The organism is Cellulomonas triticagri (assembly GCF_003696205.1).
Lineage (GTDB): Bacteria > Actinomycetota > Actinomycetes > Actinomycetales > Cellulomonadaceae > Cellulomonas > Cellulomonas triticagri.
The window spans coordinates 26,946-48,475 of the sequence record NZ_RFFI01000014.1 but is presented as its reverse complement, the minus strand read 5'-3'; the positions used below and the strand labels follow the sequence as shown (position 1 = coordinate 48,475).

At 74.9% G+C, this 21,530-nt stretch carries 22 protein-coding genes; 7 read left to right on the top strand and 15 right to left on the bottom strand.

Annotated elements, in window-relative coordinates; genetic code table 11:
* The 7 genes from EBM89_RS04240 to EBM89_RS04210 all read left to right on the top strand — a co-directional run.
* On the top strand, nucleotides 1-1,342 hold a 1,342-nt coding region (locus tag EBM89_RS04240), incomplete at its 5' end, for a DUF349 domain-containing protein (protein ID WP_122148218.1).
* A 64-nt stretch (nucleotides 1,343-1,406) separates the two neighbouring features.
* Nucleotides 1,407-1,994 (top strand): hypothetical protein, encoded by a 588-nt coding sequence (locus EBM89_RS04235; RefSeq protein ID WP_122148209.1) that lies wholly within the window; start codon nucleotides 1,407-1,409, stop codon nucleotides 1,992-1,994.
* Nucleotides 1,995-2,171: 177 nt separating this feature from the next.
* Nucleotides 2,172-2,501, top strand: a complete 330-nt coding sequence (locus tag EBM89_RS04230) for a hypothetical protein (RefSeq protein ID WP_147463444.1) — start codon at nucleotides 2,172-2,174, stop codon at nucleotides 2,499-2,501.
* Entirely contained in the window at nucleotides 2,501-3,079 is a 579-nt protein-coding gene (locus EBM89_RS04225) for a hypothetical protein (RefSeq protein WP_122148207.1), read from the top strand. Before EBM89_RS04230 ends, EBM89_RS04225 begins: the two co-directional genes overlap by 1 nt.
* A 41-nt stretch (nucleotides 3,080-3,120) precedes the next feature.
* Nucleotides 3,121-4,164, top strand: a complete 1,044-nt coding sequence (locus EBM89_RS04220) for a peptidoglycan-binding domain-containing protein (RefSeq protein ID WP_122148206.1) — start codon at nucleotides 3,121-3,123, stop codon at nucleotides 4,162-4,164.
* The gene (locus EBM89_RS04215; protein ID WP_122148205.1) at nucleotides 4,161-4,808 is read left to right on the top strand and encodes an ABC transporter ATP-binding protein; all 648 of its coding nucleotides are present in this window, start codon (nucleotides 4,161-4,163) and stop codon (nucleotides 4,806-4,808) included. Before EBM89_RS04220 ends, EBM89_RS04215 begins: the two co-directional genes overlap by 4 nt.
* Nucleotides 4,809-4,840: 32 nt before the next feature.
* Nucleotides 4,841-5,938: an FtsX-like permease family protein gene (locus EBM89_RS04210; RefSeq protein WP_147463443.1), complete on the top strand. Its 1,098-nt coding sequence runs from the start codon at nucleotides 4,841-4,843 to the stop codon at nucleotides 5,936-5,938.
* 21 nt (nucleotides 5,939-5,959) lie between these two features.
* Here the strand turns inward: EBM89_RS04210 and EBM89_RS04205 are convergent, their stop codons facing one another.
* The 15 genes from EBM89_RS04205 to EBM89_RS04135 all read right to left on the bottom strand — a co-directional run bounded on the left by EBM89_RS04205 (nucleotide 5,960) and on the right by EBM89_RS04135 (nucleotide 21,517).
* Complete coding sequence (locus tag EBM89_RS04205) at nucleotides 5,960-8,290, bottom strand: RelA/SpoT family protein (RefSeq protein WP_233571525.1); 2,331 nt, start codon at nucleotides 8,288-8,290, stop codon at nucleotides 5,960-5,962.
* Nucleotides 8,291-8,507: 217 nt separating this feature from the next.
* Nucleotides 8,508-9,089, bottom strand: coding sequence for an adenine phosphoribosyltransferase (locus EBM89_RS04200; protein WP_122148202.1), 582 nt, complete (start codon nucleotides 9,087-9,089; stop codon nucleotides 8,508-8,510).
* Nucleotides 9,086-10,198 carry a protein translocase subunit SecF gene (gene secF, locus EBM89_RS04195; protein WP_122148201.1) on the bottom strand — a complete coding sequence of 371 codons (1,113 nt, stop codon included), beginning with the start codon at nucleotides 10,196-10,198 and terminating at the stop codon, nucleotides 9,086-9,088. Before secF ends, EBM89_RS04200 begins: the two co-directional genes overlap by 4 nt.
* Nucleotides 10,198-12,222, bottom strand: a complete 2,025-nt coding sequence (secD, locus tag EBM89_RS04190) for a protein translocase subunit SecD (RefSeq protein ID WP_122148200.1) — start codon at nucleotides 12,220-12,222, stop codon at nucleotides 10,198-10,200. Before secD ends, secF begins: the two co-directional genes overlap by 1 nt.
* Nucleotides 12,223-12,321: 99 nt before the next feature.
* On the bottom strand, nucleotides 12,322-12,735 hold the full coding sequence (yajC, locus tag EBM89_RS04185) for a preprotein translocase subunit YajC (protein ID WP_122148199.1): 414 nt from the start codon (nucleotides 12,733-12,735) through the stop codon (nucleotides 12,322-12,324).
* 129 nt (nucleotides 12,736-12,864) lie between these two features.
* Nucleotides 12,865-13,902: a Holliday junction branch migration DNA helicase RuvB gene (gene ruvB, locus EBM89_RS04180; protein WP_122148198.1), complete on the bottom strand. Its 1,038-nt coding sequence runs from the start codon at nucleotides 13,900-13,902 to the stop codon at nucleotides 12,865-12,867.
* Complete coding sequence (gene ruvA, locus EBM89_RS04175) at nucleotides 13,895-14,515, bottom strand: Holliday junction branch migration protein RuvA (RefSeq protein WP_122148197.1); 621 nt, start codon at nucleotides 14,513-14,515, stop codon at nucleotides 13,895-13,897. Before ruvA ends, ruvB begins: the two co-directional genes overlap by 8 nt.
* 128 nt (nucleotides 14,516-14,643) lie before the next feature.
* Nucleotides 14,644-15,207, bottom strand: a complete 564-nt coding sequence (gene ruvC, locus EBM89_RS04170; protein WP_122148196.1) for a crossover junction endodeoxyribonuclease RuvC — start codon at nucleotides 15,205-15,207, stop codon at nucleotides 14,644-14,646.
* Nucleotides 15,208-15,293: 86 nt separating this feature from the next.
* Nucleotides 15,294-16,049 carry a YebC/PmpR family DNA-binding transcriptional regulator gene (locus EBM89_RS04165; protein WP_122148195.1) on the bottom strand — a complete coding sequence of 252 codons (756 nt, stop codon included), beginning with the start codon at nucleotides 16,047-16,049 and terminating at the stop codon, nucleotides 15,294-15,296.
* An 89-nt stretch (nucleotides 16,050-16,138) separates the two neighbouring features.
* Nucleotides 16,139-16,762 carry a pyridoxal 5'-phosphate synthase glutaminase subunit PdxT gene (pdxT, locus tag EBM89_RS04160; protein ID WP_122148194.1) on the bottom strand — a complete coding sequence of 208 codons (624 nt, stop codon included), beginning with the start codon at nucleotides 16,760-16,762 and terminating at the stop codon, nucleotides 16,139-16,141.
* A gap of 34 nt (nucleotides 16,763-16,796) precedes the next feature.
* Nucleotides 16,797-17,984: a pyridoxal phosphate-dependent aminotransferase gene (locus EBM89_RS04155; RefSeq protein ID WP_233571524.1), complete on the bottom strand. Its 1,188-nt coding sequence runs from the start codon at nucleotides 17,982-17,984 to the stop codon at nucleotides 16,797-16,799.
* 33 nt (nucleotides 17,985-18,017) lie between these two features.
* Nucleotides 18,018-18,677: an NUDIX hydrolase gene (locus EBM89_RS04150; RefSeq protein WP_439647160.1), complete on the bottom strand. Its 660-nt coding sequence runs from the start codon at nucleotides 18,675-18,677 to the stop codon at nucleotides 18,018-18,020.
* Complete coding sequence (gene pdxS, locus EBM89_RS04145) at nucleotides 18,674-19,594, bottom strand: pyridoxal 5'-phosphate synthase lyase subunit PdxS (protein ID WP_122148192.1); 921 nt, start codon at nucleotides 19,592-19,594, stop codon at nucleotides 18,674-18,676. The genes EBM89_RS04150 and pdxS overlap by 4 nt, the downstream gene beginning before the upstream one ends.
* A 91-nt stretch (nucleotides 19,595-19,685) precedes the next feature.
* Nucleotides 19,686-20,327, bottom strand: coding sequence for a hypothetical protein (locus tag EBM89_RS04140; protein ID WP_122148191.1), 642 nt, complete (start codon nucleotides 20,325-20,327; stop codon nucleotides 19,686-19,688).
* Nucleotides 20,324-21,517: a glycosyltransferase family 4 protein gene (locus EBM89_RS04135; RefSeq protein WP_199731970.1), complete on the bottom strand. Its 1,194-nt coding sequence runs from the start codon at nucleotides 21,515-21,517 to the stop codon at nucleotides 20,324-20,326. Before EBM89_RS04135 ends, EBM89_RS04140 begins: the two co-directional genes overlap by 4 nt.
* Between the last annotated feature and the right edge of the window lie 13 nt (nucleotides 21,518-21,530).

Here is a 21,530-nt window from a genome sequence, read left to right as displayed (position 1 = left end):
CGCGCGTCCGGCCCCGGCCGACGGCGCGGCGCCCGTGCCCGCCGCCCCGGTCGTGCCGGTCCCCGTGGTGGACGACTCCGCCGAGGCCGCCGCCGCGACCGAGTTCGGCCGGGTGGACGAGGACGGCACCGTCTACGTCCGCGAGGCCGCCGGCGAGCGCGCCGTGGGCCAGTTCCCCGGTGCCTCCGCGGACGAGGCCGTCGCGCTCTACGTGCGCCGGTTCCTCGACCTGCAGGCCAAGGTCGCCGTCTTCGAGGCGCGCCTGCAGGCCACCGACCTCGCGGTCAAGGAGATCGACCAGACGCTCGCGAAGCTCACCGAGGAGGTCGCGGAGCCCGCGGCCGTCGGCGACCTCGACGCGCTGCGCACCCGGCTCGACGGCCTGCGGTCCGTCGCCGCCGAGCGCCGTGCCGCCGTCGAGGCCGAGCGGGCCGCCGCGCGGCAGGCCGCCCTCGCCGCGCGCGAGCAGATCGTCGAGCGCGCCGAGAAGATCGCCGCGACCGACCCCGCCCGCATGCAGTGGCGGCCCGCGGGCGAGCAGCTGCGCGCCATGCTGGACGAGTGGAAGGACGCGCAGCGCTCCGGCCCGCGCGTCGACCGCACGTCCGAGGAGGCGCTCTGGAAGCGGTTCTCGCACGCCCGCACCACGTTCGACCGCGAGCGTCGGCACTACTTCGCCGAGCTCGAGTCCCGCAACGCCTCCGCGAAGTCCGCCAAGGAGGAGATCGTCCGCGAGGCCGAGCGCCTCTCGAGCAGCACCGAGTGGGGCGCCACCGCGGGCGCGTACCGCGACCTCATGGCCCGCTGGAAGGCCGCCGGTCGCGCCAGCCGCGCCGACGACGACGCGCTGTGGGCACGGTTCCGCGCCGCCCAGGACACGTTCTTCCACGCCCGTGACGAGCTCAACGCCGCCACGGACCGGGAGTACGGCGCCAACCTCGAGGTCAAGGAGGCGCTGCTGGTCGAGGCCGAGGCCATCGACCCGTCGCGCGGGCTCGCGCAGGCCAAGGCCGCGCTGCGCTCCGTGCAGGACCGCTGGGAGGCCGCGGGCAAGGTCCCGCGCGCCGACATCCAGCGCGTCGAGGCCCGCATCCGCGCCGTCGAGGCGAAGGTCCGCGACGCCGACCAGGCCGAGTGGCGCCGCACCAACCCCGAGACCCGCGCCCGGGCCGAGGGCGCCCTCGCGCAGCTCGAGAACGCCATCGCCCAGCTCGAGGCCGACCTCGCGAAGGCCCAGGCCGGCGGCGACGCCCGCAAGGTCGCCGACGCGCAGGCCGCGCTGGACGCCCGCCGGGCCTGGCTGGAGCAGGTGCAGCGCGCCGCGGACGAGTCCCGCGGCTGACGCTCGTCCACAGGTGATGCCGGTCGGTTCGCGCGAGGCGCGGACCGACCGGCATCGTCGTCCCATGAGCGCTCGCGACTGCCGACCCGACCCCCGCACCCTGCTGATCCGCCGCGACGACCTCGACCCCGTCGCGTGGCAGGTGCTGCTCCGCGACGGCCACCTTGTCCCGCTGCGCGACGGGGTCGCGCTGCCCGCCGGCGTCGTCGCGGACCCCGTGACCCGTGCCGTCGCGCTGGCCCCGCTCGTGCCCCCGGGGTGCGTGGTGACCCGGGAGAGCGCCGCCTGGGTCCACCTCGGCGCGAGCCCGACGGCGCCACCCGACGGCCCCGTCCACGTCGCCGCGCCGCGCGGCACGCGCGCGCCCCGCCCGCGCCCCGGTCGGGTCGTGACCGAGGCCGACCTGTCCCCGCACGACGCGCCACCGCTCGGCGGGGTGCGCGTCACCTCCCCGCGCCGCACCGCACGGGACCTGCTGCTCCTGGCGCCCGCCGCCACCGCCCGGACGCTCGTCCCCCGGCTGCGGGACGTCGGGCTCGATCTCGACCTGCTGCACGCGGACGTCGCGTCCGCGGCCGGGCGGCGCGGGGTCCGGGAGGCGACGCTGCTGCTCTCCGAGATCACCGGGCGGCCCACCCTCGCCGCAGCCTGATCGGGCACGGTCGGGGTCTCGGTCGTCCGGATGGTGAGCGGACCGCACCGGCCCTCCGCACTACCACGGACGGCGCCCGACGGGTCCTACGCAGGGCGCGGCGCTCCCCGGGGTGGGGGGGAGCAGTCTCTGACCCGTCCGGAGCAACCGGCCCCGGTGTACGAGAGGGGTATTGCCATGTCGTCGAACGGACAGAGCCGTCCACTGGTCCGAGCAAGTCGCGTCACAGCGCTGGTCGCAGCGCTGCTGCTGGTCGGCGCGACGGGCGCGGACGCCTCGGGTGCGACCGTCCGGCGCGACCTGTCGTGCGGCGCCTCGCACATCCGCACGGAGTCTGGCTCGAGCGGAACCGTCGCGCACATGCACTGGTCGTCGACGAAGGACTACATCGAGACCTTCACGTCGGGCGAGTACCAGGAGATCAACTGGAACCCGAAGCTCTCCAAGAGCGGAGGTTGGGTCATCTCCTCGGCGTGGCTCGTCAAGTACCGCGGGTACTGCAGCTGATGGTCGACGTGCGCCGCCTCGGGATCGCCGCCGGGGCGGTGGCCCTGGCGCTCGTGGCCGCAACCGGCTGCGCGACCGGCCCAGGAGCCGAGTCGGACGAACCCGACGACGACGGCGCCGTGGTGCTGACCCTGGATGCGATGAACCAGTACCAGCGGCACGTCGTGGCCTGCATGGCTGACCAGGGCTGGGACATCCACGTCACGTCCGACAACGGCTTCGGGTTGGCCACGGCCTCCGGTCAGGGCGCCCTCGCCCAGGTCGACCTCGGCGGCTGCCTCGCCGAGGCCGACGACCTGTACATCCCCGACTGGACCGAGGACACCGCCCGCACCTACTACGCCGAGATGGTCGAGCTCGGCCGCTGCCTCGCCGAGCACGGCTACCCGACCAGCGACCCCGTCTCCGAGCAGTCGTTCGTCGACGCCCTCTTCGCCACCGATGACGTGCTGTGGCACCCGTTCACCGAGGCCCTGCAGGCCGAGCAGGACGCCGGAGGGGACGTGGACTCGCTGTGGGACCTCGTGGTGCCGGAGGGCGCCGAGTGCCCCCAGCCGCTGCGCCCGGCTCCCCTGTGACAGCCGGCGACCGGGGCGCCCCACCCCGTGGGCGACGGTTCGTGGCCGTCGCCGCGCTCGTGCTGGCCGTCGGCGCCGCCGGGGGCTGGTCCCTGCGGACCGTCGCGGGCGCCCCACCCGCGACGACGGCTCCGGGGTTCGCCCTGGTGGGCGCGGTCGAGGGCGAGGTCGCGCAGGACCTCACCGTGGCCGTCTCCCTGACCTGGCCGCAGCAGGGTGCCGTCACCACGCGCGCCGCGGGGGTGGTGACGCGGCTGGACTCCGGGTCCGGGTCGACCGTGGACCAGGGCACCGTCCTGTTCCGGGTGGACGAGCGCCCGGTGGTGGTCGCAGTCGGTGAGGTGCCCGCGTACCGCGACCTCGGTGCCGGCGACCGAGGTGAGGACGTCGCCCAGGTGCAGCGGATGCTCGCGCACCTGGGGCACCTGCGCGGTGAGCCGACCGGGCGGTTCGGCGCGGCGACGGCCTCCGCCGTCCGGGCGTGGCAGCGGGCGCTGGGCGTCCCGGTGACCGGGACCGTCGCCCTCGCCGATGTGGTGTTCCTCCCCCATCTGCCCGCGGCGGTCGCGTACGAGGGGGTCGAGGTGGGTGCCCTGCTCGCGGACGGCGACGGCGCGGTCCGCGTGCTGGCGCCCGCCCCGGACTTCTCCGTGACGTTGTCGCAGCTCCAGGCGTCGATGGTGCGGCCCGGTGCCGCCGTGACGATCCCCCGCGACGACGGCCCGGACTGGTCGGCGGTGGTGGACGTGGTGCACCCCGGTGACGACGAGCAGCCCGCGCGGGCCGTGCTGTCCGGCACCGACGGGCTCCCGGTGTGCACGGACCGGTGCGACGCGCTGCCGGTGGGCGACGAGATCGCCCCGCTCCGGGCGACGCTGACCGTGCTGGCCCCGGTCACCGGCGTCACGGTGCCGAGCGCGGCGCTCGCCGCGGACGCGGACGGCACCTACGTCGTCGCGGCATCGGGCGTGCGCGTCCCGGTCATGGTCCGGGCGAGCGCGCAGGGCACCTCGGTGGTCGAGGGGATCGCGGCGGGCGACGAGGTCCGGCTGCCGGCGCTGCTGCCCGAGGAGGCCGCGGCATGATCGAGCCCCGGACGCTCACCGCGTCGCGGCTCCGGTTCGGCTACGGCCCCGGGCCGGCCGTGGTCGACGACGTGGACCTGGTCTGCCCGCCGGGGAGCGTGACGGCGGTGACCGGGCGCTCGGGCTCCGGCAAGTCGACGCTGCTGCACCTGCTGGGCCTGATGCTGGTGCCGGACGGCGGCGAGGTGCTGCTCGGCGGGCGGCCGGTGCACCGGCTGCCGGACGCCGAGCGGTCGGCGCTGCGGGCGCACCACTTCGGCTTCGTGTTCCAGGACGCGGCGCTGGACCCGACCCGCCGCGTCCTGGACGCCGTCACGGAGACCGCGCTCTACCAGGGACTCGACCCCCGCCGGTCCCGGGCACGCGCCCGGGAGCTGATGGACCTGCTGGGTGTGGACGTCCCCGCCGGGCGCGTGCCGGGTCAGGTCTCCGGCGGTCAGGCGCAGCGCGTCGCGCTGTGCCGTGCGCTGCTCGGCGAGCCCTCGGTGCTGCTCGCCGACGAGCCGACCGGCAACCTGGACCCGGCCACGACCGACGTCGTCCTCGGCGCCCTGACGGCGCACGCCCGCGCCGGAGGCACCGTGGTGGTCGTGACGCACGACCCCGAGGTCGAGCGCCGGTGCGACCGCCGGTTCCGCCTGTGACCAGCGCCGCGCGTCGGGGTCACCGTCCGACGGTGGCGGCTCCGCTCGCCGTGCTGCGCGAGGCCGCCGCGGGGACCCGCCGGCACCGCGCGGGGACGGTGCTGGTCGCACTCGTGGTCGCGACGGCGTGCGCGGCGGTCCTGCTGTCGTCCGGCCGGGCCGTCGCCGTGCGGGACGCCGTGCTGACCCGGCTGGACGAGGTGGCGCTGCGGACGGTGGTGCTGCGCGTGACGTCGCCGGAGTGGTCGCTGCCACCCGCGCTGGTGGACACGCTCGACCGGGTGGACGTCGTCGAGGAGGTCACCGGGTTCGGGGCCCCGGTGGACCTCGTGCACGCCGATCTCCCGTCGGGGACCCCGGTGGCCGCCCGCACGGCGTACGGGCGCGGGTTCTCGTCCGAGCGGGACCTCGCGGTCGCGGGACCGCAGGCGGTGGTCTCGGCCCAGGCGGCCGCCGACCTGGGCCTCGGCGGCCGCGCGGCCGGGGCGCTGCGGGACCCCGACGGCGCGGTGGTGCCGGTCACCGGGGCGCTCGAGGTACCCGAGCACCTCGCCGCGTTCGAGCCGCTCGTGCTGCTCACCGGGACCGCGGCGGACCCGGGGCCGATCACGGTCGTCGTCGCGCAGGTCGCCCACGTCGAGGACGTGCTCGTCCTCGAGACGCTGGCGCGCGACCTGGCCGCCCCGCCGGGGCCGGACCTGCTGACGATCGAGACGGCGGCCGCGCTCGCCCAGGTCCGGATGGCGGTCTCCGGGGATCTCCTGCGGGCCGAGCGCGCGACCCTCGTGCTCAGCGTGGCCGGCGCCTCGGTCGCCGTCGCCGCGATCCTGCTCGTCCTGGTGGTGCTGCAGCGCAAGGACTTCGGCCGACGCCGCGCGCTCGGTGCCACGCGGGCGCTGGTGGCCGGGCTCGTCCTGGCCCAGACCGCCCTGGTGGCCACCGTGGCCTGCGCGGTGGCGGGCGCCGGGACGTGGGTCTGGCTGCACCTGACGGCACCGTCCGGGGCGCCCCGACCCGCGCTGGTGGTCGCCGTCGGGACCCTGGTCGTCCTGGTGGCGTGCGCCGCCGCCGTCGGCCCCGCGGTGCTGGCGGCACGCCGCGACCCGGTCCGGGAGCTGCGCGTCCCGTGACCCGGTCGGGACGGGCGGTGCTCAGGCGCCCGCGACCGGCTCCTCGGCCGCCTTGGCCCCGGTGATCCGGTAGACGTCGAACACGCCCTCGACCTTGCGCACCGCGGACAGCACGGACGCGAGGTGCGACGGCTCGGCCATCTCGAAGACGAACCGGGAGATCGCGACCCGGTCCCGGGAGGTGGAGACCGACGCGGACAGGATGTTGACGTGGTGGTCCGACAGCACCCGGGTGACGTCGGACAGCAGCCGGCTGCGGTCGAGGGCCTCGACCTGGATCTGCACGAGGAACAGCGCGCCGCTGCCCGTGCTCCACTCGACGTCGACCATGCGCTCGGGCTGGGACTGCAGCTGGGTGACGTTGATGCAGTCGGACCGGTGGACGGAGACGCCCTGGCCGCGCGTGACGAAGCCGACGATCTCGTCCCCGGGGACGGGGGTGCAGCACTTGGCGAGCTTGACCCAGATGTCGTCCACGCCCTTGACGACGACGCCGGGGTCGCCGCTGCGCGGGCGGCGGGTGGTCTGCCCGGGCCGGGCGACCTCCGCCATGTCCTCCTCGGCGGCGGGCTCCCCGCCCATGCCGTGCACGAGACGCTGGACCACGGCCTGCGCGGACGCCTGGCCCTCGCCGATGGCGGCGTAGAGCGCGGAGACGTCGGCGTACCGCATCTCGTTGGCGAGGGCGACGAGCGACTCGTGCGACAGCAGGCGCTGGATCGGCAGGTTCTGCTTGCGCATCGCCTTGGCGATGGCGTCCTTGCCGTGCTCGATCGCCTCCTCGCGCCGCTCCTTGGTGAACCACTGGCGGATCTTGTTGCGCGCGCGGGGGCTGGTGACGAATCCGAGCCAGTCGCGCGACGGCCCGGCGGTCTCGGACTTGGAGGTGAAGACCTCGACGACGTCGCCGTTCTCGAGCGTCGAGTCCAGCGGCACGAGGCGGCCGTTGACGCGCGCGCCCATGGTGCGGTGGCCGACCTCGGTGTGCACGGCGTACGCGAAGTCCACCGGCGTCGCGCCGGCGGGCAGGGCCATGACGTCGCCCTTGGGCGTGAAGACGAAGACCTCGCCGTCCGCGATCTCGAACCGCAGGGAGTCGAGGAACTCCGAGGGGTCGGCGGTCTCCTTCTGCCAGTCGACGAGCTGGCGCAGCCACGCCATGTCGTTGCCGTCGGCATCGGCGCCTGCGCCGCCCTTGGCGGTCTCCTTGTACTTCCAGTGCGCGGCGACGCCGTACTCGGCGCGGCGGTGCATGTCGTGGGTGCGGATCTGGATCTCGACGGGCTTGCCGCCGGGGCCGATCACCGTGGTGTGCAGCGACTGGTACAGGTTGAACTTCGGCATCGCGATGTAGTCCTTGAACCGGCCCGGCACCGGGTTCCACCGCGCGTGCAGCGCACCGAGCGCCGCGTAGCAGTCCCGCACCGTGTCGACGAGGACGCGGACGCCCACCAGGTCGTAGATGTCCGCGAAGTCGCGACCGCGGACGATCATCTTCTGGTAGATCGAGTAGTAGTGCTTCGGGCGGCCCGTGACGGTCGCCTTGATCTTCGAGGTCCGCAGGTCGGCGCCGACCTGCTCCCGCACGACGGCGAGGTACTCCTCGCGGGCCGGGGCGCGCTCGGCGACCAGGTGCACGATCTCGTCGTAGACCTTGGGGTACAGCGTCGAGAACGACAGGTCCTCGAGCTCCCACTTGATCGTGTTCATGCCGAGGCGGTGCGCGAGCGGCGCGTAGATCTCGAGCGTCTCGCGCGCCTTCTTCTCGGCGGAGGCCGCGGGGACGAACTTCCAGGTCCGGGCGTTGTGCAGCCGGTCGGCGAGCTTGATGACGAGGACGCGGATGTCGCGGGACATCGCCACGACCATCTTGCGGACCGTCTCGGCCTGCGCGGCGTCGCCGTACGTGACCTTGTCCAGCTTCGTGACGCCGTCGACGAGCATCGCGATCTCGGGCCCGTACTCGGTGCGCAGCTGCTCCAGCGAGTAGGACGTGTCCTCGACGGTGTCGTGCAGCAGGGCGGCCGCCAGCGTCGGCGGGGTCATGCCGAGCTCGGCGAGGATCGTCGCGACCGCGACGGGGTGCGTGATGTACGGGTCGCCGCTCTTGCGGAGCTGCCCGCGGTGCGCGCGCTCGGCGGTGACGTACGCCCGCTCGATCAGGCCGAGGTCGGCCCGGGGGTGGTTGGTGCGGACGGCCTGCAGGAGCGGCTCGATCACCGGGGAGGACTGCGCGGGGCCGCGCCCCTGCCCGAACCGGGCCAGGCGCGAGCGCACGCGGCTGGTGCCGCCCGTGGTGGCGGGCGCCTCCGGCCGCGAGTCCGGGACCGACGTCCTGACCTGGTCCGCCATGCGCGCCTCCCGCCGTGCCGGTCCCCCGGCCTCGCCCTCGGCCGGACCGGGTGGCCCCGGCCGCGCCGCTGATCCGGACGATTCTACGGCGCTGCGCGGGGCACGTCGTACCAGGGCCCCGGCGGACCCCCGAGGTCACCCGTCCGGCCCCGCGCCCGGGGACGAGCGAGGCCGGGGACCCCGTGGGGTGCCCCGGCCTCGCGCCGTCGTCCGGAGGTCAGCCGACCTCGAGCAGCGCGTCGACCGGCCGCCCCGCCAGGCGGGAGCGCCCGGGCAGGAACGTCAGGTCCATGAGGAACGACAGGCCCACGACCTCGGCGCCGCACTCCTCCAGCAGCTCGACGGTCGCGGCGGCCGTGCCACCGGTCGCGAGGACGTCGTCCACGACTAGGACGCGCGCGCCCTTCGGCACCGTGAACGGGTGCAGCTCGACGGTGGCGGCGCCGTACTCGAGCTCGTAGTCCCGCCGTGCGGTCGGGCCGGGCAGCTTGCCGGCCTTGCGCACGGGCAGGAAGCCCGCGCCGAGCTCCAGCGCGACCGGGGCGGCGAGGATGAACCCGCGCGCCTCCATGCCCGCGACCAGGTCGACCGGGCCGGGCACGCGCGCGGCCATCTCCTTGACCACGGCCTGGAAGGCGGCGCCGTCGGCCAGCAGCGGGGTGATGTCCTTGAACACCACCCCGGCCGTGGGGTAGTCGGGGACGTCGCGCACGAGCTCGTCGATGCGGGCCACGAGGGCCTCTCCCGTGAGCTCCACCGTGGTCTCCTCCGTCGTGCCCGAGTGCCGGCCGGCGCTCATCGCCGGTCGCCCTTCTTGCGGCGCGGCTGCGCGGCCACGCCCTGGTGCCCGCCCGGGCGGACCTGCCCGGAGAACCGGGCGCCCGCCGCGGCGGCCTCCGGCGCGCCGTCCTCGGCGCCCGTGCCCGCGGCCTCCGCCGCGCGCAGGCGCAGCACCTTGGCGGTGTGCTCCTGGATCGGCTTCTCCCGCTCGCGCAGGGCGACCTCGAGCGGCGTCGCGAGGAACACCGAGGAGTACGCGCCGACCAGCATGCCGACGAACAGCGCCAGGGCGATGTCCCGCAGCGTGCCCGCGCCGAGCACGAACGCGCCGATGAACAGGATCGCCGCGACGGGCAGCAGCGCGACCACGGAGGTGTTGATCGAGCGGACCAGCGTCTGGTTGACGGCGAGGTTGGCGCGCTCGGCGTAGGTGGCGCGGGTCTGGTCGGTGATCCCCGCCGTGTTCTCGCGGACCTTGTCGAACACCACGACGGTGTCGTAGATCGAGTACGCGAGGATCGTCAGGAAGCCGATCACCGTCGCGGGCGTGACCTCCCAGCCGATCGCGGCGTAGACGCCGACGGTCACGACGAGGTCGTGCAGCAGCGCGATGATCGCGGCCGCGGCCATCCGCCAGTTCCGGAAGTACACGGTCATGACGATGCTGACCAGCACGAGGAACACGATGAGGCTGGTGACGGCCTTGCTGGACACGTCCTGGCCCCAGGTCGGGCCGATGAACGAGCTCGCGACGTCGTCCTCGGAGACGTCGTACGCCTCCTGGAGCGCCGCGCGCACCTGGTCGACCTGCTCGTTGGTGAGCTCGACGGTCTGGATGCGGATCGCGGACGTGCCGACGTTGCTGACGCGCGGGACCTCGTCCGGCGAGACCTCCGCGACCGCGTCGAGCGCGGCCTGCTGGTCGACGTCCTGGACGCCGGAGACGGTGAACTCGGACCCGCCGCGGAACTCGATGCCCGCGTGCAGACCGGGCTTGACCAGCAGGATCCCCGAGAGCACCACCAGGACGGCGGCGACGAGGAAGAAGATCCGCCGGCGACCGACGATGTCGTACGACCGTCGGCCGGTGTACAGGTCGTTGCCCCACTGGGCGAAGTTGACGGCCATCAGGCGTCCTTCCCCTCGGTCCGCACGTCGTCGCCGGTGCCGCTGGCACCCGGGTCGTCGGGCGGGCTGGTGTCCGTCACGGCGTCGTCGGTCGCGACGGCACCCTCCTCGGCGGGCTGCTCCCCCGCAGCGGCCTGCGCCTCGGCGGCACGGGCGGCCGCGCGGCGCTCGGCGATGGTGCCGCCCGCGCCGGGCACCGCCGCCACGAGCGTGGACGTCGGGGCGTCGAGCGACGCGGCACCGGTGGCGCCGGGCTTGGGCTCGGTGACGAACCGGCCGCGACCGACGTACCGGGTCCCGCCCGTGGCGCCGAGGCGCTTCGGGTCGAGGCCGGACAGCCGGTGGCCCTGGCCGAAGAACTTCGTCCTGGCGAGCAGCAGCATGACCGGGTGCGTGAACAGGAACACCACGACGAGGTCGATGAGCGTGGTGAGGCCGAGCGTGAACGCGAACCCGCGCACCGAGCCCACCGCGAGGAAGTACAGGACGACGGCGGCGAGGAAGTTCACCGCGTCGGACGCGAGGATGGTCCGGCGCGCGCGCTCCCAGCCGCGGTCGACGGCGGCGACCAGGGTGCGGCCCTCGCGCAGCTCGTCGCGGATGCGCTCGAAGTACACGATGAACGAGTCCGCGGTGATGCCGATGGCCACGATGAGGCCCGCGACGCCGGGCAGCGACAGGCGGTAGCCCTGCGTCCAGGACAGCAGCGTGATCACGCCGTAGGTGAGCACCGCGGCGATGCCGAGGGACGCGACGGTCACCAGGCCGAGCGCGCGGTACAGGACCAGCGAGAACACGACCACGAGCAGCAGGCCGAGCAGACCCGCGAGCAGGCCCTTCTCGAGCTGCTCGGACCCGAGCGTCGCGGAGATCTGCTCCTCGCTCTGCACGTCGAAGCTCAGCGGCAGCGCACCGAACTTCAGCTGGTTGGCCAGGGCGGTCGCGGAGTCACGGGTGAAGGTGCCGGAGATCTCGGCCTTGCCGTCCGAGATGATGACGCCCGGGTCCAGGCTCGGCGCCGAGATGACCAGGCCGTCGAGGACGATGGCGAACTGGTTCTGCGGGGACTGCAGCCCCTGCAGGCGCTCGGTGACGTCGCGGAACTGCGTGGTGCCCTCGCTGTCGAACTCGAGGTTCACGGCCCAGCGGTTGGTGACCGCGCCGGTCGAGGTGACCTGCAGGCCGGACGAGGCGTTGGCGATGCGGGCGCCCTCGACCTCGATGGGGCCGAGGATGTACTTGACGGTGCCGTCCGGGTCGCACGTGACCAGGGCCTCGTCCGCCGGGCCGGACTGCCCGCCGGTGAGGTTGTTCGGGTCGGTGCAGTCGAGCGCGGCGAACGCGGCCTCGACCTCCGGGGTGATGTAGTACGCGGCGTCGCTCGGCGACGTCGGACCCGCGGCGCCGTCGGTCGCGGGCTCCGTGGCTTCCGCCGTCGGCTCCGTCGGGTCGTCCGTGGCAGCGGTGCCGGGCACGGTGCCGGACACGACGCCGTCGGCGGAGGCGTCACCGGTGGCGGCGTCGGTCGGAGCCGGGGTGGCTTCCGGGGCCGCCGACGGGTCGGCCGTGGCCGCGTCCGTCGCGCCGTCGGTCGGCGCCTCGGTGGCACCGTCCGCCGTCGTGGGCTGCGGGGCCGCGTAGGTCAGGACCGGCCGGAACTCCATCTGCGCGGACGTGCGCACCAGGTCGAGGGTCTCCTCGCTGGGGCGGCCCGGCAGGGCGACCACGATGTTGGACCCGCCCTGGCTGGTGATCTCGGCCTCGGCGACGCCGGAGGAGTCGACCCGCTGGCGGATGACCTGGATCGCCTGGTTGATCGTCTCCGACGACACGCTCGACGCGTCCTCGGCGACCGGCGCGAGGATCAGCTGCGTGCCGCCCTCGAGGTCGAGGGCGAGCTTCGGGGACCAGGTCGCGTCCGACCACTTGGTGCCCGCGAAGATCGCGGCGAACACGGCCGCCACGAGGACGGCGAGCGTGATCAGCGTGCGCGCCGGGTGCCGGCGACGGGTGGGTGGGGCCAACGGATCGTCTTCTCTCGTGCGCGCACCGCCCGGGTTCGCCGGGCGGTGCGGGTGGTGGGTGGCCGGTCCCCCGCTGCTGCGGGGGCCAGCGCCCGTCGACTACTTCTTCTGGTCCTCGGGCCCGTCGTCCTCACGCTTCGGCTGCAGCGAGGACAGGTCGTCCGGCACGTCGATGCGGCCCGGCGGGATGGCGCCCGGCTCGTCGCGCCAGTCGGCGTCGTCCAGGTCGGCGTCCTCCTCGACCTCGTCCTCCTCGACCGGCGGGTCGACCAGGCGCGCGATGGCGGCCTTGATCCACACCGTCTGGGCGCCCGTGGGCGACTCCAGGGTGACCTCGTCGCCGTCGACCTCGACGACGGTGCCGTACATGCCGGACCCGGTCATCACCTTCTGCCCGGGCTGCAGGTTGTCGCGGAAGCTCAGCTGCTCGCGCTGCGCCTTGCGCTGCCGGCTGGACAGCAGGAACATCGCGCCGAGACCGACGACGAGGATGATGAGGAAGGTGGGGTCCACGAAGAACAGCTCCTGATCGGTTCAGACGTCCGCCGCAGTCTATTCGCCACGGCTCCGGCCTCCTAACGACCGCGCGGGCGTGGCGGTTCCCGGATCGCGCTCTCCCGGCCCGATCAGCCGAGCAGCGTGTCAGCCGAACAGCGTGCCCGACGGCGCCGGGGCGTCCAGCCCGAGGTGCGCCCACGCGTCCGCCGTCGCGACCCGCCCGCGGGGCGTCCGGCCGATCAGGCCCTCGCGCACCAGGAACGGCTCCGCGACCGTCTCCACCGTCTCCGGCTCCTCGCCGACCGCCACCGCGAGCGTCGTCAGCCCCACGGGGCCACCGCCGAACCGCGTGCAGAGCGCCGTCAGCACCGCGCGATCCAGCCGGTCGAGGCCGAGCCGGTCGACCTCGTAGACCTCCAGCGCGGAGCGCGCCGCCGCCAGGGACAGCGTGCCGTCGCCGCGCACCTGCGCCCAGTCCCGCACCCGGCGCAGCAGCCGGTTGGCGATGCGGGGCGTCCCGCGCGACCGCGAGGCGATCTCCGCGGCCGCCTCGTGCGCCAGCGGCACCCCGAGCAGCCCGGCGGAGCGCAGCAGCACCTTCTCGAGCTCGTCGTCGGCGTAGAAGTCGAGGTGCCCGGTGAAGCCGAACCGGTCCCGCAGCGGCGCGGGCAGCAGTCCAGCCCGGGTCGTCGCGCCGACGACGGTGAACGGCGGCAGCGCCAGCGGGATCGCGCTCGCACCCGCGCCCTTGCCCACCACGACGTCGACCCGGAAGTCCTCCATCGCGACGTACAGCAGCTCCTCGGCGGGCCGGGCGAGCCGGTGGATCTCGTCCAGGAACAGCACCTCGCCCTCCTCCAGGGAGGACAGGATCGCGGCGAGGTCGCCCGCGTGCTGGATCGCCGGGCCGCTGGTCACGCGCAGCGACGTGCCGAGCTCCGCGGCGATGATCATGGCGAGCGTCGTCTTGCCGAGCCCGGGCGGGCCGGACAGCAGCACGTGGTCGGGCGCGCGCCCGCGGCCGACCGCGGCCTCCAGCACCAGCGACAGCTGCTCGCGGACCACCTTCTGGCCGACGAACTCGTCCAGGTGCCGCGGGCGCAGGGCCGCCTCGGCGGCGCGCTCCAGCTCGTCCGCGCCGGGCCGGACGACGGACTCGGCGTCCAGCGCCTCGTCAGCCACGGCCGCCGCCGAGCTCGCGCAGGGCCGCGCGCAGCACGCCCGCGACCTCGGCCTCGCCCACGGGCTCGTCGCTGCCGTCGAGCACCGTCGCGACGGCGTCCTGGGCGGCCTTCTGGTTCCAGCCGAGACCGACCAGCGCCTCGACGACCTGGTCACGGCGGTCGGCGGGCGCCGCGGCGCCGCCGCCCGAGCCGGGCACGCCGACGGGGGCGGGCGCGCCGAGGCGGTCCGCGAGCTCCAGCACGATGCGCTGCGCGCCCTTCTGCCCGATGCCCGGCACCCGCTTCAGCGCCGCCAGGTCCTCCCCCGCGACCGCGCGCCGCAGCCCGTCCGGGGTGTGCACCGCGAGCATCGCCAGCGCGAGCCGCGGCCCGACGCCGCTGACGGACTGCAGGACCTCGAACACCTCGCGCTCGTCGTCGTCGGCGAAGCCGAACAGCGTCAGCGACTCCTCCCGCACCACCAGCGAGGTGTGCAGGGTGGCGGTCTGGCCGACGCGCAGCCCGGCGAGCGTCGCGGGGGTGGCCTGCACGAGCATGCCCACCCCGCCGACCTCCACCACCGCGGCGTCCAGCCGCACGGCCTGCACGGTCCCGTGCACCGAGGCGATCACAGAGGGTCCTTCCGGTCGACGACGCGCGCCAGTCTGCCACGCCCCCGAACACCTGTACGAACGCGACACGCCCGCCCGCCCCGGGCCCCCGACTCGCCTCTGGCGGACGGTGCCGACTCAGCGGCCGCTCAGCGGCGGCGGGACGCCTGCTCCGCCGCCGCCCACGCCCGCTGCGCGGCCGTCATCGACCCCGGGGCGCGCTGCGGCGCACCCACGGCGCCGGCGGGCCGCCACAGGTGGCAGATCGCCAGGGCGAGCGCGTCGGCGGCGTCCGCGGGCTTCGGCAGGGCGTCCAGCGACAGCAGCCGGGCGACCATCGTCTGCACCTGGACCTTCTCCGCACGTCCGTTGCCGGTCACGGCGGCCTTGACCTCGGACGGGGTGTGCATCGCCACCGGGATGCGGCGGCGTGCGGCGGCGAGCATCGCGATGCCCGCGACCTGGGCCGTGCCCATCACGGTGCTGACGTTGTGCTGCGCGAACACCCGCTCGACGGCGAGCGCGTCGGGGGCGTGCTCCTCGAGCCACTCGTCGATCTGCCCGGCGATGAGCAGCAGCCGCTGGTCGATGTCCGCGGTGGGGGCGCTCTGGGCGACGCCGACGGCGACCATCTGGACCTTCCGGCCGGGCAGCCCGTCGACCACCCCGAGCCCGCACCGTGTCAGCCCCGGATCCACCCCCAGCACGCGCATGCCGTCCATCCTCCCAGGCGGCGGCCCGTGCACGACGACGCCCCGCCGCCCGGGGTCGGGCGGCGGGGCGTCAGGGCGCGTGAGGGTCAGTCGTCCTCGAGCTCCGCCATGACCTCGTCGGAGGCGTCGAAGTTCGCGTAGACGTTCTGCACGTCGTCGGAGTCCTCGAGCGCGTCGATCAGGCGCAGGATCTTGCGGGCACCCTCGGCGTCCACCTCGATCTGCGTGGCCGGGTAGAACACGACGTCCGCGGAGTCGTACTCGATGCCGGCCTCCTGCAGGGCCGTGCGCACGGGCACGAGGTCGGTCGCCTCGGACAGGACCTCGAACTGGTCGCCCGCGTCGTTGACCTCCTCGGCACCGGCCTCGAGCACGGCCTCCATCACGGCGTCCTCGCTGGTCCCCTCCTGGGGGACCATGACGACGCCCTTGCGGGAGAACAGGTACGCGACCGAGCCGGGGTCGGCCATCTGGCCGCCGCTGCGCGTGAACGCGACGCGCACGTCCGCGGCGGCGCGGTTCCGGTTGTCGGTGAGGCACTCGACGAGGAAGGCGACGCCGCCGGGGCCGTAGCCCTCGTAGAGGATCGTCTGGTAGTCGGCCCCGCCGGCCTCGGCACCGGAGCCGCGCTTGACGGCGCGCTCGATGTTGTCGTTGGGGACCGAGGTCTTCTTCGCCTTCTGGATGGCGTCGAACAGCGTCGGGTTGCCCGCGGGGTCACCGCCGCCGGTGCGCGCGGCGACCTCGATGTTCTTGATCAGCTTGGCGAAGAGCTTGCCGCGCTTCGCGTCGATCGCGGCCTTCTTGTGCTTGGTGGTGGCCCACTTGGAGTGACCCGACATCGCTTCCCTCTCGTTTCCCGCGGACGCCCCGGTCCGTCCCGGTGGCGGGTGTCGTGCGCGTCCCGGCAGCGGGCCGCGCGCTCCCGCCCCTACCGGGCGTCGCGGACGATCTCGACGAACAGCCGGTGCACCCGCGTGTCGCCCGTCACCTCCGGGTGGAAGGACGTCGCGAGCAACGAGCCCTGGCGCACCGCGACGATCCTACCGGCGGCGGGCCCGGACTCCACGCGGGCCAGGGCCGTGGCGGCGGGCCCGACCTCGTCGACCCAGGGCGCGCGGATGAACACGGCGTGCACCGGGGTCCGCTCGCTGTCCGGCACCCCGTCGATCCGCAGGTCCGTCTCGAACGAGTCGACCTGCCGCCCGAAGGCGTTGCGCCGCACGGTGACGTCGAGCCCGCCGAGCGTCCGCTGGCCGTCGATGCCGCCCACGATGCGGTCCGCGAGCAGGATCATCCCGGCGCAGGACCCGTAGGCGGGCATCCCGGCGGCCAGGCGCTCGCGCACGGGGCCGTCGAGCTCGAAGGCGCGCAGCAGCTTGTCGATGGTGGTCGACTCGCCGCCCGGCAGGACGAGGGCGTCGACGGCGTCGAGCTCGGACGCCCGGCGGACCGGGACGGCGCGCGCGCCGGTGGCGTCGAGGGCGGCCAGGTGCTCGCGGACGTCGCCCTGCAGGGCGAGGACGCCGACGGTGGGTGCGCTGGAGGTGCTCACCCGTTCATCCTACGAATGCCGTGGGACCGGTCGGTCACGGCGTGGCGACCGCCGCGGGCACCGCGACCTCGCCCCACGCGCCGACGAGGTCGGCGAGCCGACCCAGGCCCTCGAGCAGCGCGCCGCGCTCGGCGGCCAGCGAGACGCGGACCATGCCCTCACCCGCCGCGCCGAACGCGCTGCCGGGCGACACGGCGACGTGCCGCTCGTCCAGCAGCCGCAGCGCGAACGCCTCGGAGTCGGTGGTCGCGGCGGACACGTCGACCATGAGGTAGAACGCCCCGGCGGGACGCACGCACGGCACCCCGCGCGCCGCGAGCAGCGCGACAGCCGCGTCCCGGCGCTCCTGGTACGACGCGACGGCGGTCCGGACGTCGTCCTGCGGGCCGGTGACGGCGGCGAGGGCCGCGCGCTGGCTGACCGAGGACGGGCAGGCGACGGTGGCCTCCGCGACCTGGCCGAGCAGGTCCACGACGCCGGCGTCCCGGGAGACGACGTAGCCCAGGCGCCAGCCGGTCATGGCGTAGGTCTTGGAGAAGCTGAAGAAGGTCACCACGCGCCCGTCGGTGTCGAACGACGCCGGGCTGACGTGCGGCGCGTCGAAGGTGATGGCCTCGTAGCACTCGTCCGAGAACACCCACAGGTCGTGGCGGCGCGCGAGCTCGACGACGCCCGCGAGCAGGTCCGCGGGGTACATCGCGCCGGTGGGGTTGTTCGGCGAGCAGACGACGAGCACCCGCGTCTGCGGGGTGATCGCGGCCTCGATGTCGGCGAGCGTGGGGACGAAGCCGTTCGCGGCGTGCGCCGGGTAGGTCGTCACGTCGACCCCCGCGGCGACGGCCGCCATCCGCCAGTTCGGGAACTCGGGGTCCGGCAGCAGGACGGCGTCACCCGGGCCGGCGAGCGCGGCGATGGCCATGGCGAGGCCGTGCATGGCGCCGTGGGTGACGACGACGTCCTCCGCGGTCACCTCCAGGCCGTTGACCCGGCGGACCTTCTCCGCCAGCGCCGCCCGCAGCTCGGGGGTGCCGGTGCTGGACGTGTAGCCGGTGTGCCCGGCGGCGGCGTCCCGGCCCGCGGCCGCGACGACGTGCGCGGGCGTCGGGACGTCGGGCTCGCCGATCTCCAGCCGGATCGCCTCCGGGTCGCGCATCGCGAGCTCCATGAGCGTGCGGATGCCGGAGCGGTGGATGCGGGTGGCGGGCGACGTCGAGATGGGCACCGGCAGACCATAACGGAGAACGGCGCCCGGACGTTACTCCCCGGTAACCCCGGCGTCGTCCACCTGGTCGCCGAGGTGCCGGACGACCCCGTCCCAGCCCGTCAGCAGCCCCCGGACGAGGTCCGCGAGACCCTCGGGGAACACCTCACGGGTCTCCCCCTCGACGTCGAGCTCGGCGAGGTCCCACCACCGCAGCTCGTCCAGCACGTCCTGCTCCAGCGCCGTCCAGCCGACCCGGTCCACCGCGTCGGTGTCGAGCGCGTGGTCCACGCGGGCGAGGAAGAACTCCTCGTCCTGGCGGCAGCGCTGGGCGTAGAAGTCGAAGATCCCCGTCCGGGTGAGCACCGGGCCGACGAGCGCGCCGGGGTCCAGGACGAGCCCGGTCTCCTCGCGGACCTCGCGCAGGGCGGCGTCCGGGGCGGACTCCCCCGGGTCGATGCCGCCGCCGACCGTGAACCACCACGACCGCTCCGGCTGGTCGACGTCGTGCCCGCGCACCAGCAGCAGCCGGTCGTCCGCGTCCAGCAGCAGCACCCGCGCGGCGCGGCGGTACCGCAGGCCGTCGTCGCCGAGCACCCAGCCGTCGCCGAGCACGCCGGCGGCGGCGTCGGACGGCGACCCGGGGACGGACGGCGACGGCCCGCCCACCCCGGTCGGGGTCGGCGGGCCGTCGGTCGGCAGGGGCAGCGTCACCAGCCGCGCTCGGCCAGGCGGTGCGGCACCGGGACGTCGTCCACGTTGATGCCGACCATCGCCTCGCCCAGGCCGCGGGAGACCTTCGCGATGACGTCCGGGTCGTCGTAGAACGTCGTGGCCTTGACGATGGCCGCGGCACGCTCGGCGGGGTTGCCGGACTTGAAGATGCCGGAGCCGACGAACACGCCCTCGGCGCCGAGCTGGCGCATCATCGCCGCGTCGGCGGGGGTGGCGATGCCACCGGCGGTGAACAGCACGACCGGCAGCTTGCCCGCGCGGGCGACCTCGACCACGAGGTCGTACGGCGCCTGGAGCTCCTTCGCGGCGAGGAACAGCTCGTCCTCGGGCAGGGAGGACAGGCGGCGGATCTCGTCGCGGATGGTGCGCATGTGCGTCGTCGCGTTGGAGACGTCGCCCGTGCCGGCCTCGCCCTTGGAGCGGATCATCGCCGCGCCCTCGGTGATGCGGCGCAGCGCCTCGCCGAGGTTGGTCGCCCCGCAGACGAACGGCACGGTGAACTGCCACTTGTCGATGTGGTGCGCGTAGTCGGCCGGGGTCAGCACCTCGGACTCGTCCACGTAGTCCACGCCGAGGCTCTGCAGCACCTGCGCCTCGACGAAGTGGCCGATGCGGGCCTTCGCCATGACCGGGATCGACACGGTGCTGACGATGCCGTCGATGAGGTCGGGGTCGCTCATCCGCGCGACGCCGCCCTGGGCCCGGATGTCGGCGGGCACCCGCTCGAGGGCCATGACCGCGACGGCCCCGGCGTCCTCGGCGATCTTCGCCTGCTCGGCGGTGACGACGTCCATGATGACGCCGCCCTTGAGCATCTCCGCCATGCCGCGCTTGACGCGGGCGGTGCCGACCGCGGGCGCGTCGGAGGGGGTGGGCTGGCTGGTCTCGCTGGTCACGGGGTGCCTCGCATCTCGGTCCTGAGGGGGACGGGTTCCACCGCCATCGTAGTCACGCGCGGCGACCGCCCGGTCGCCTCGTCCACAGCCGTCAGGCGGCGGTCGGCGGCTGCCCCGGGCGGCCCAGGGCGGGCGGCCAGGAGTCGTCGAGCTCGAGCGTCTGCGGCATGGGGGCGCGCCCGGCGAGCCGCAGGGTGCGCACGGCCCAGCCGCGCCGCATCCGCTGCGCCTGGGCGACGGCCTCGTTGTGGAACCGGCGGGCGAGCTGCACCCGGTACCAGGCGTCCCCGAGGGCGTCGAGCAGCTCGGCGGCGCCGGGCTCCTCGCGCAGCGCGGCGACCTCCTCGGCGTCGTCCAGCGCCTCGCGCAGGGTCGAGGAGAGCTCGCTCTCCACGAGCCCGCGGTCCTCCCCCGCACCCGACGCCCCGCGCGCCCGCCCCGCGCCGCGCAGCTCCTCGGGGAGCCGCGCCATGCCGCCGACCTGCGGGTCCCCGGCGGCGATGGACGCCCAGGACGCCTCGCCGACCAGCACGGAGCTCACGGGGTCGAGCACGCCGGACGCGGCGAGCGTCGACGCGGCCGAGGCACGCCGCAGCAGCTGGGTGTCCACGACCGCGCGGGACGCGGCGACCTTGCGGTGCAGCCGGTCGATGCGGGACGCGGCCACCCAGGACCACCACAGCACGAGCAGCGCGACCGCCACGACGATCACCGCGGTCTCGGACCAGCTCACACGTCACCTCGCAGGCGTCGCAGCCCGGGCAGCCGGCCGCCGCGGCGCGAGGACGGGTCCTCGCCCACGGGCGTCGCGCTGCCCTCGACCGCCATCTCGTACACGGTCAGCACCTGGTGCGTCACGGTCGACCAGTCGTAGCGGTGCACCGCGGCCGCACCGGCGGCCGCGACCCGCGCGCGCCGCTCGGGGTCCCGCAGCAGGTCGGTCAGCGTGCGCGCCAGGTCGGCGGCGTCGCCGGTGCGGAACAGCACGCCCGCCTCGCCGTCGTCCAGCACCCGGCTGAACGCGCCGAGGTCCGAGGCCAGCACCGCCGTGCCCGCGCTCATCGCCTCGACCAGCACGATCCCGAACGACTCGCCGCCGGTCTGCGGGGCGACGTACACGTCCGCGGACGCGAGCAGCCGCCCCTTGTCCTCGTCGCTGAGCCCACCGAGGAACTCCACGGCGACCGCGTCGTCGCCGAGCAGCGCGCGGGCCTCCTCGGGGCCGGTCTCGCCGCGCCCGGCGACGAGGACCCGGATGCCCGGGAACGCCTGCCGCAGCGCGGGCACGGCGTCCAGCAGCACGGGCAGGCCCTTGCGGGGCTCGTCCAGGCGCCCCAGGAACACCACGGTCGGGGCGTCGGGGGTGCCCGTCCAGCGCGGGTCGGGCTCGGCGGCGGCGAACGCGTCCACGTACACGCCGTTGGGGATGACGACGGCGTCGCCGCCCAGGTGCTCGACCAGGGTGCGCCGGGCGTCCTCGGACACCGCGATGCGCGCACCGATCTTCTCCAGCGACTGCCGGACCAGCGGGTACGCGATCTGCAGCGACCGCGACCGCACCAGCGACGAGTGGAACGTCGCGACCACGGGGCCGTCGGCGATCCACAGCGCGAGCATGCTCAGCGACGGCGTCGCGGGCTCGTGCAGGTGCAGCACGTCGAACTGCCCGGCCTCCAGCCAGCGGCGCACCTTCGCGGCCGTGATCGGCCCGAACGCGAGCCGCGCCACCGAGCCGTTGTACCGGACGGGCACGGCCTTGCCGGCGGACGTCATGTACTCCGGGATGGGCGTCTCGTCGTCGGCGGGGGCGAGCACGGACACGCTGTGCCCGCGCGCGATCAGGGCCTCCGCGAGGTCCCGGACGTGGAACTGCACGCCGCCCGGCACGTCGAACGAGTACGGGCAGACGATGCCGACCCGCAGCGGGCGCTCCGGC

Coding starts and splice junctions, on each gene's coding strand:
- ruvC (WP_122148196.1), bottom strand. CDS start 15,207: ATGCGCGTGCTGGGGGTGGATCCGGGGCTGACACGGTGCGGGCTCGGG.
- EBM89_RS04225 (WP_122148207.1), top strand. CDS start 2,501: ATGGTCGACGTGCGCCGCCTCGGGATCGCCGCCGGGGCGGTGGCCCTG.
- EBM89_RS04200 (WP_122148202.1), bottom strand. CDS start 9,089: ATGAGCGCCGGCCGGCACTCGGGCACGACGGAGGAGACCACGGTGGAG.
- EBM89_RS04205 (WP_233571525.1), bottom strand. CDS start 8,290: ATGGCGGACCAGGTCAGGACGTCGGTCCCGGACTCGCGGCCGGAGGCG.
- EBM89_RS04215 (WP_122148205.1), top strand. CDS start 4,161: ATGATCGAGCCCCGGACGCTCACCGCGTCGCGGCTCCGGTTCGGCTAC.
- EBM89_RS04165 (WP_122148195.1), bottom strand. CDS start 16,049: ATGTCGGGTCACTCCAAGTGGGCCACCACCAAGCACAAGAAGGCCGCG.
- EBM89_RS04235 (WP_122148209.1), top strand. CDS start 1,407: ATGAGCGCTCGCGACTGCCGACCCGACCCCCGCACCCTGCTGATCCGC.
- EBM89_RS04230 (WP_147463444.1), top strand. CDS start 2,172: ATGTCGTCGAACGGACAGAGCCGTCCACTGGTCCGAGCAAGTCGCGTC.
- secF (WP_122148201.1), bottom strand. CDS start 10,198: ATGGCCGTCAACTTCGCCCAGTGGGGCAACGACCTGTACACCGGCCGA.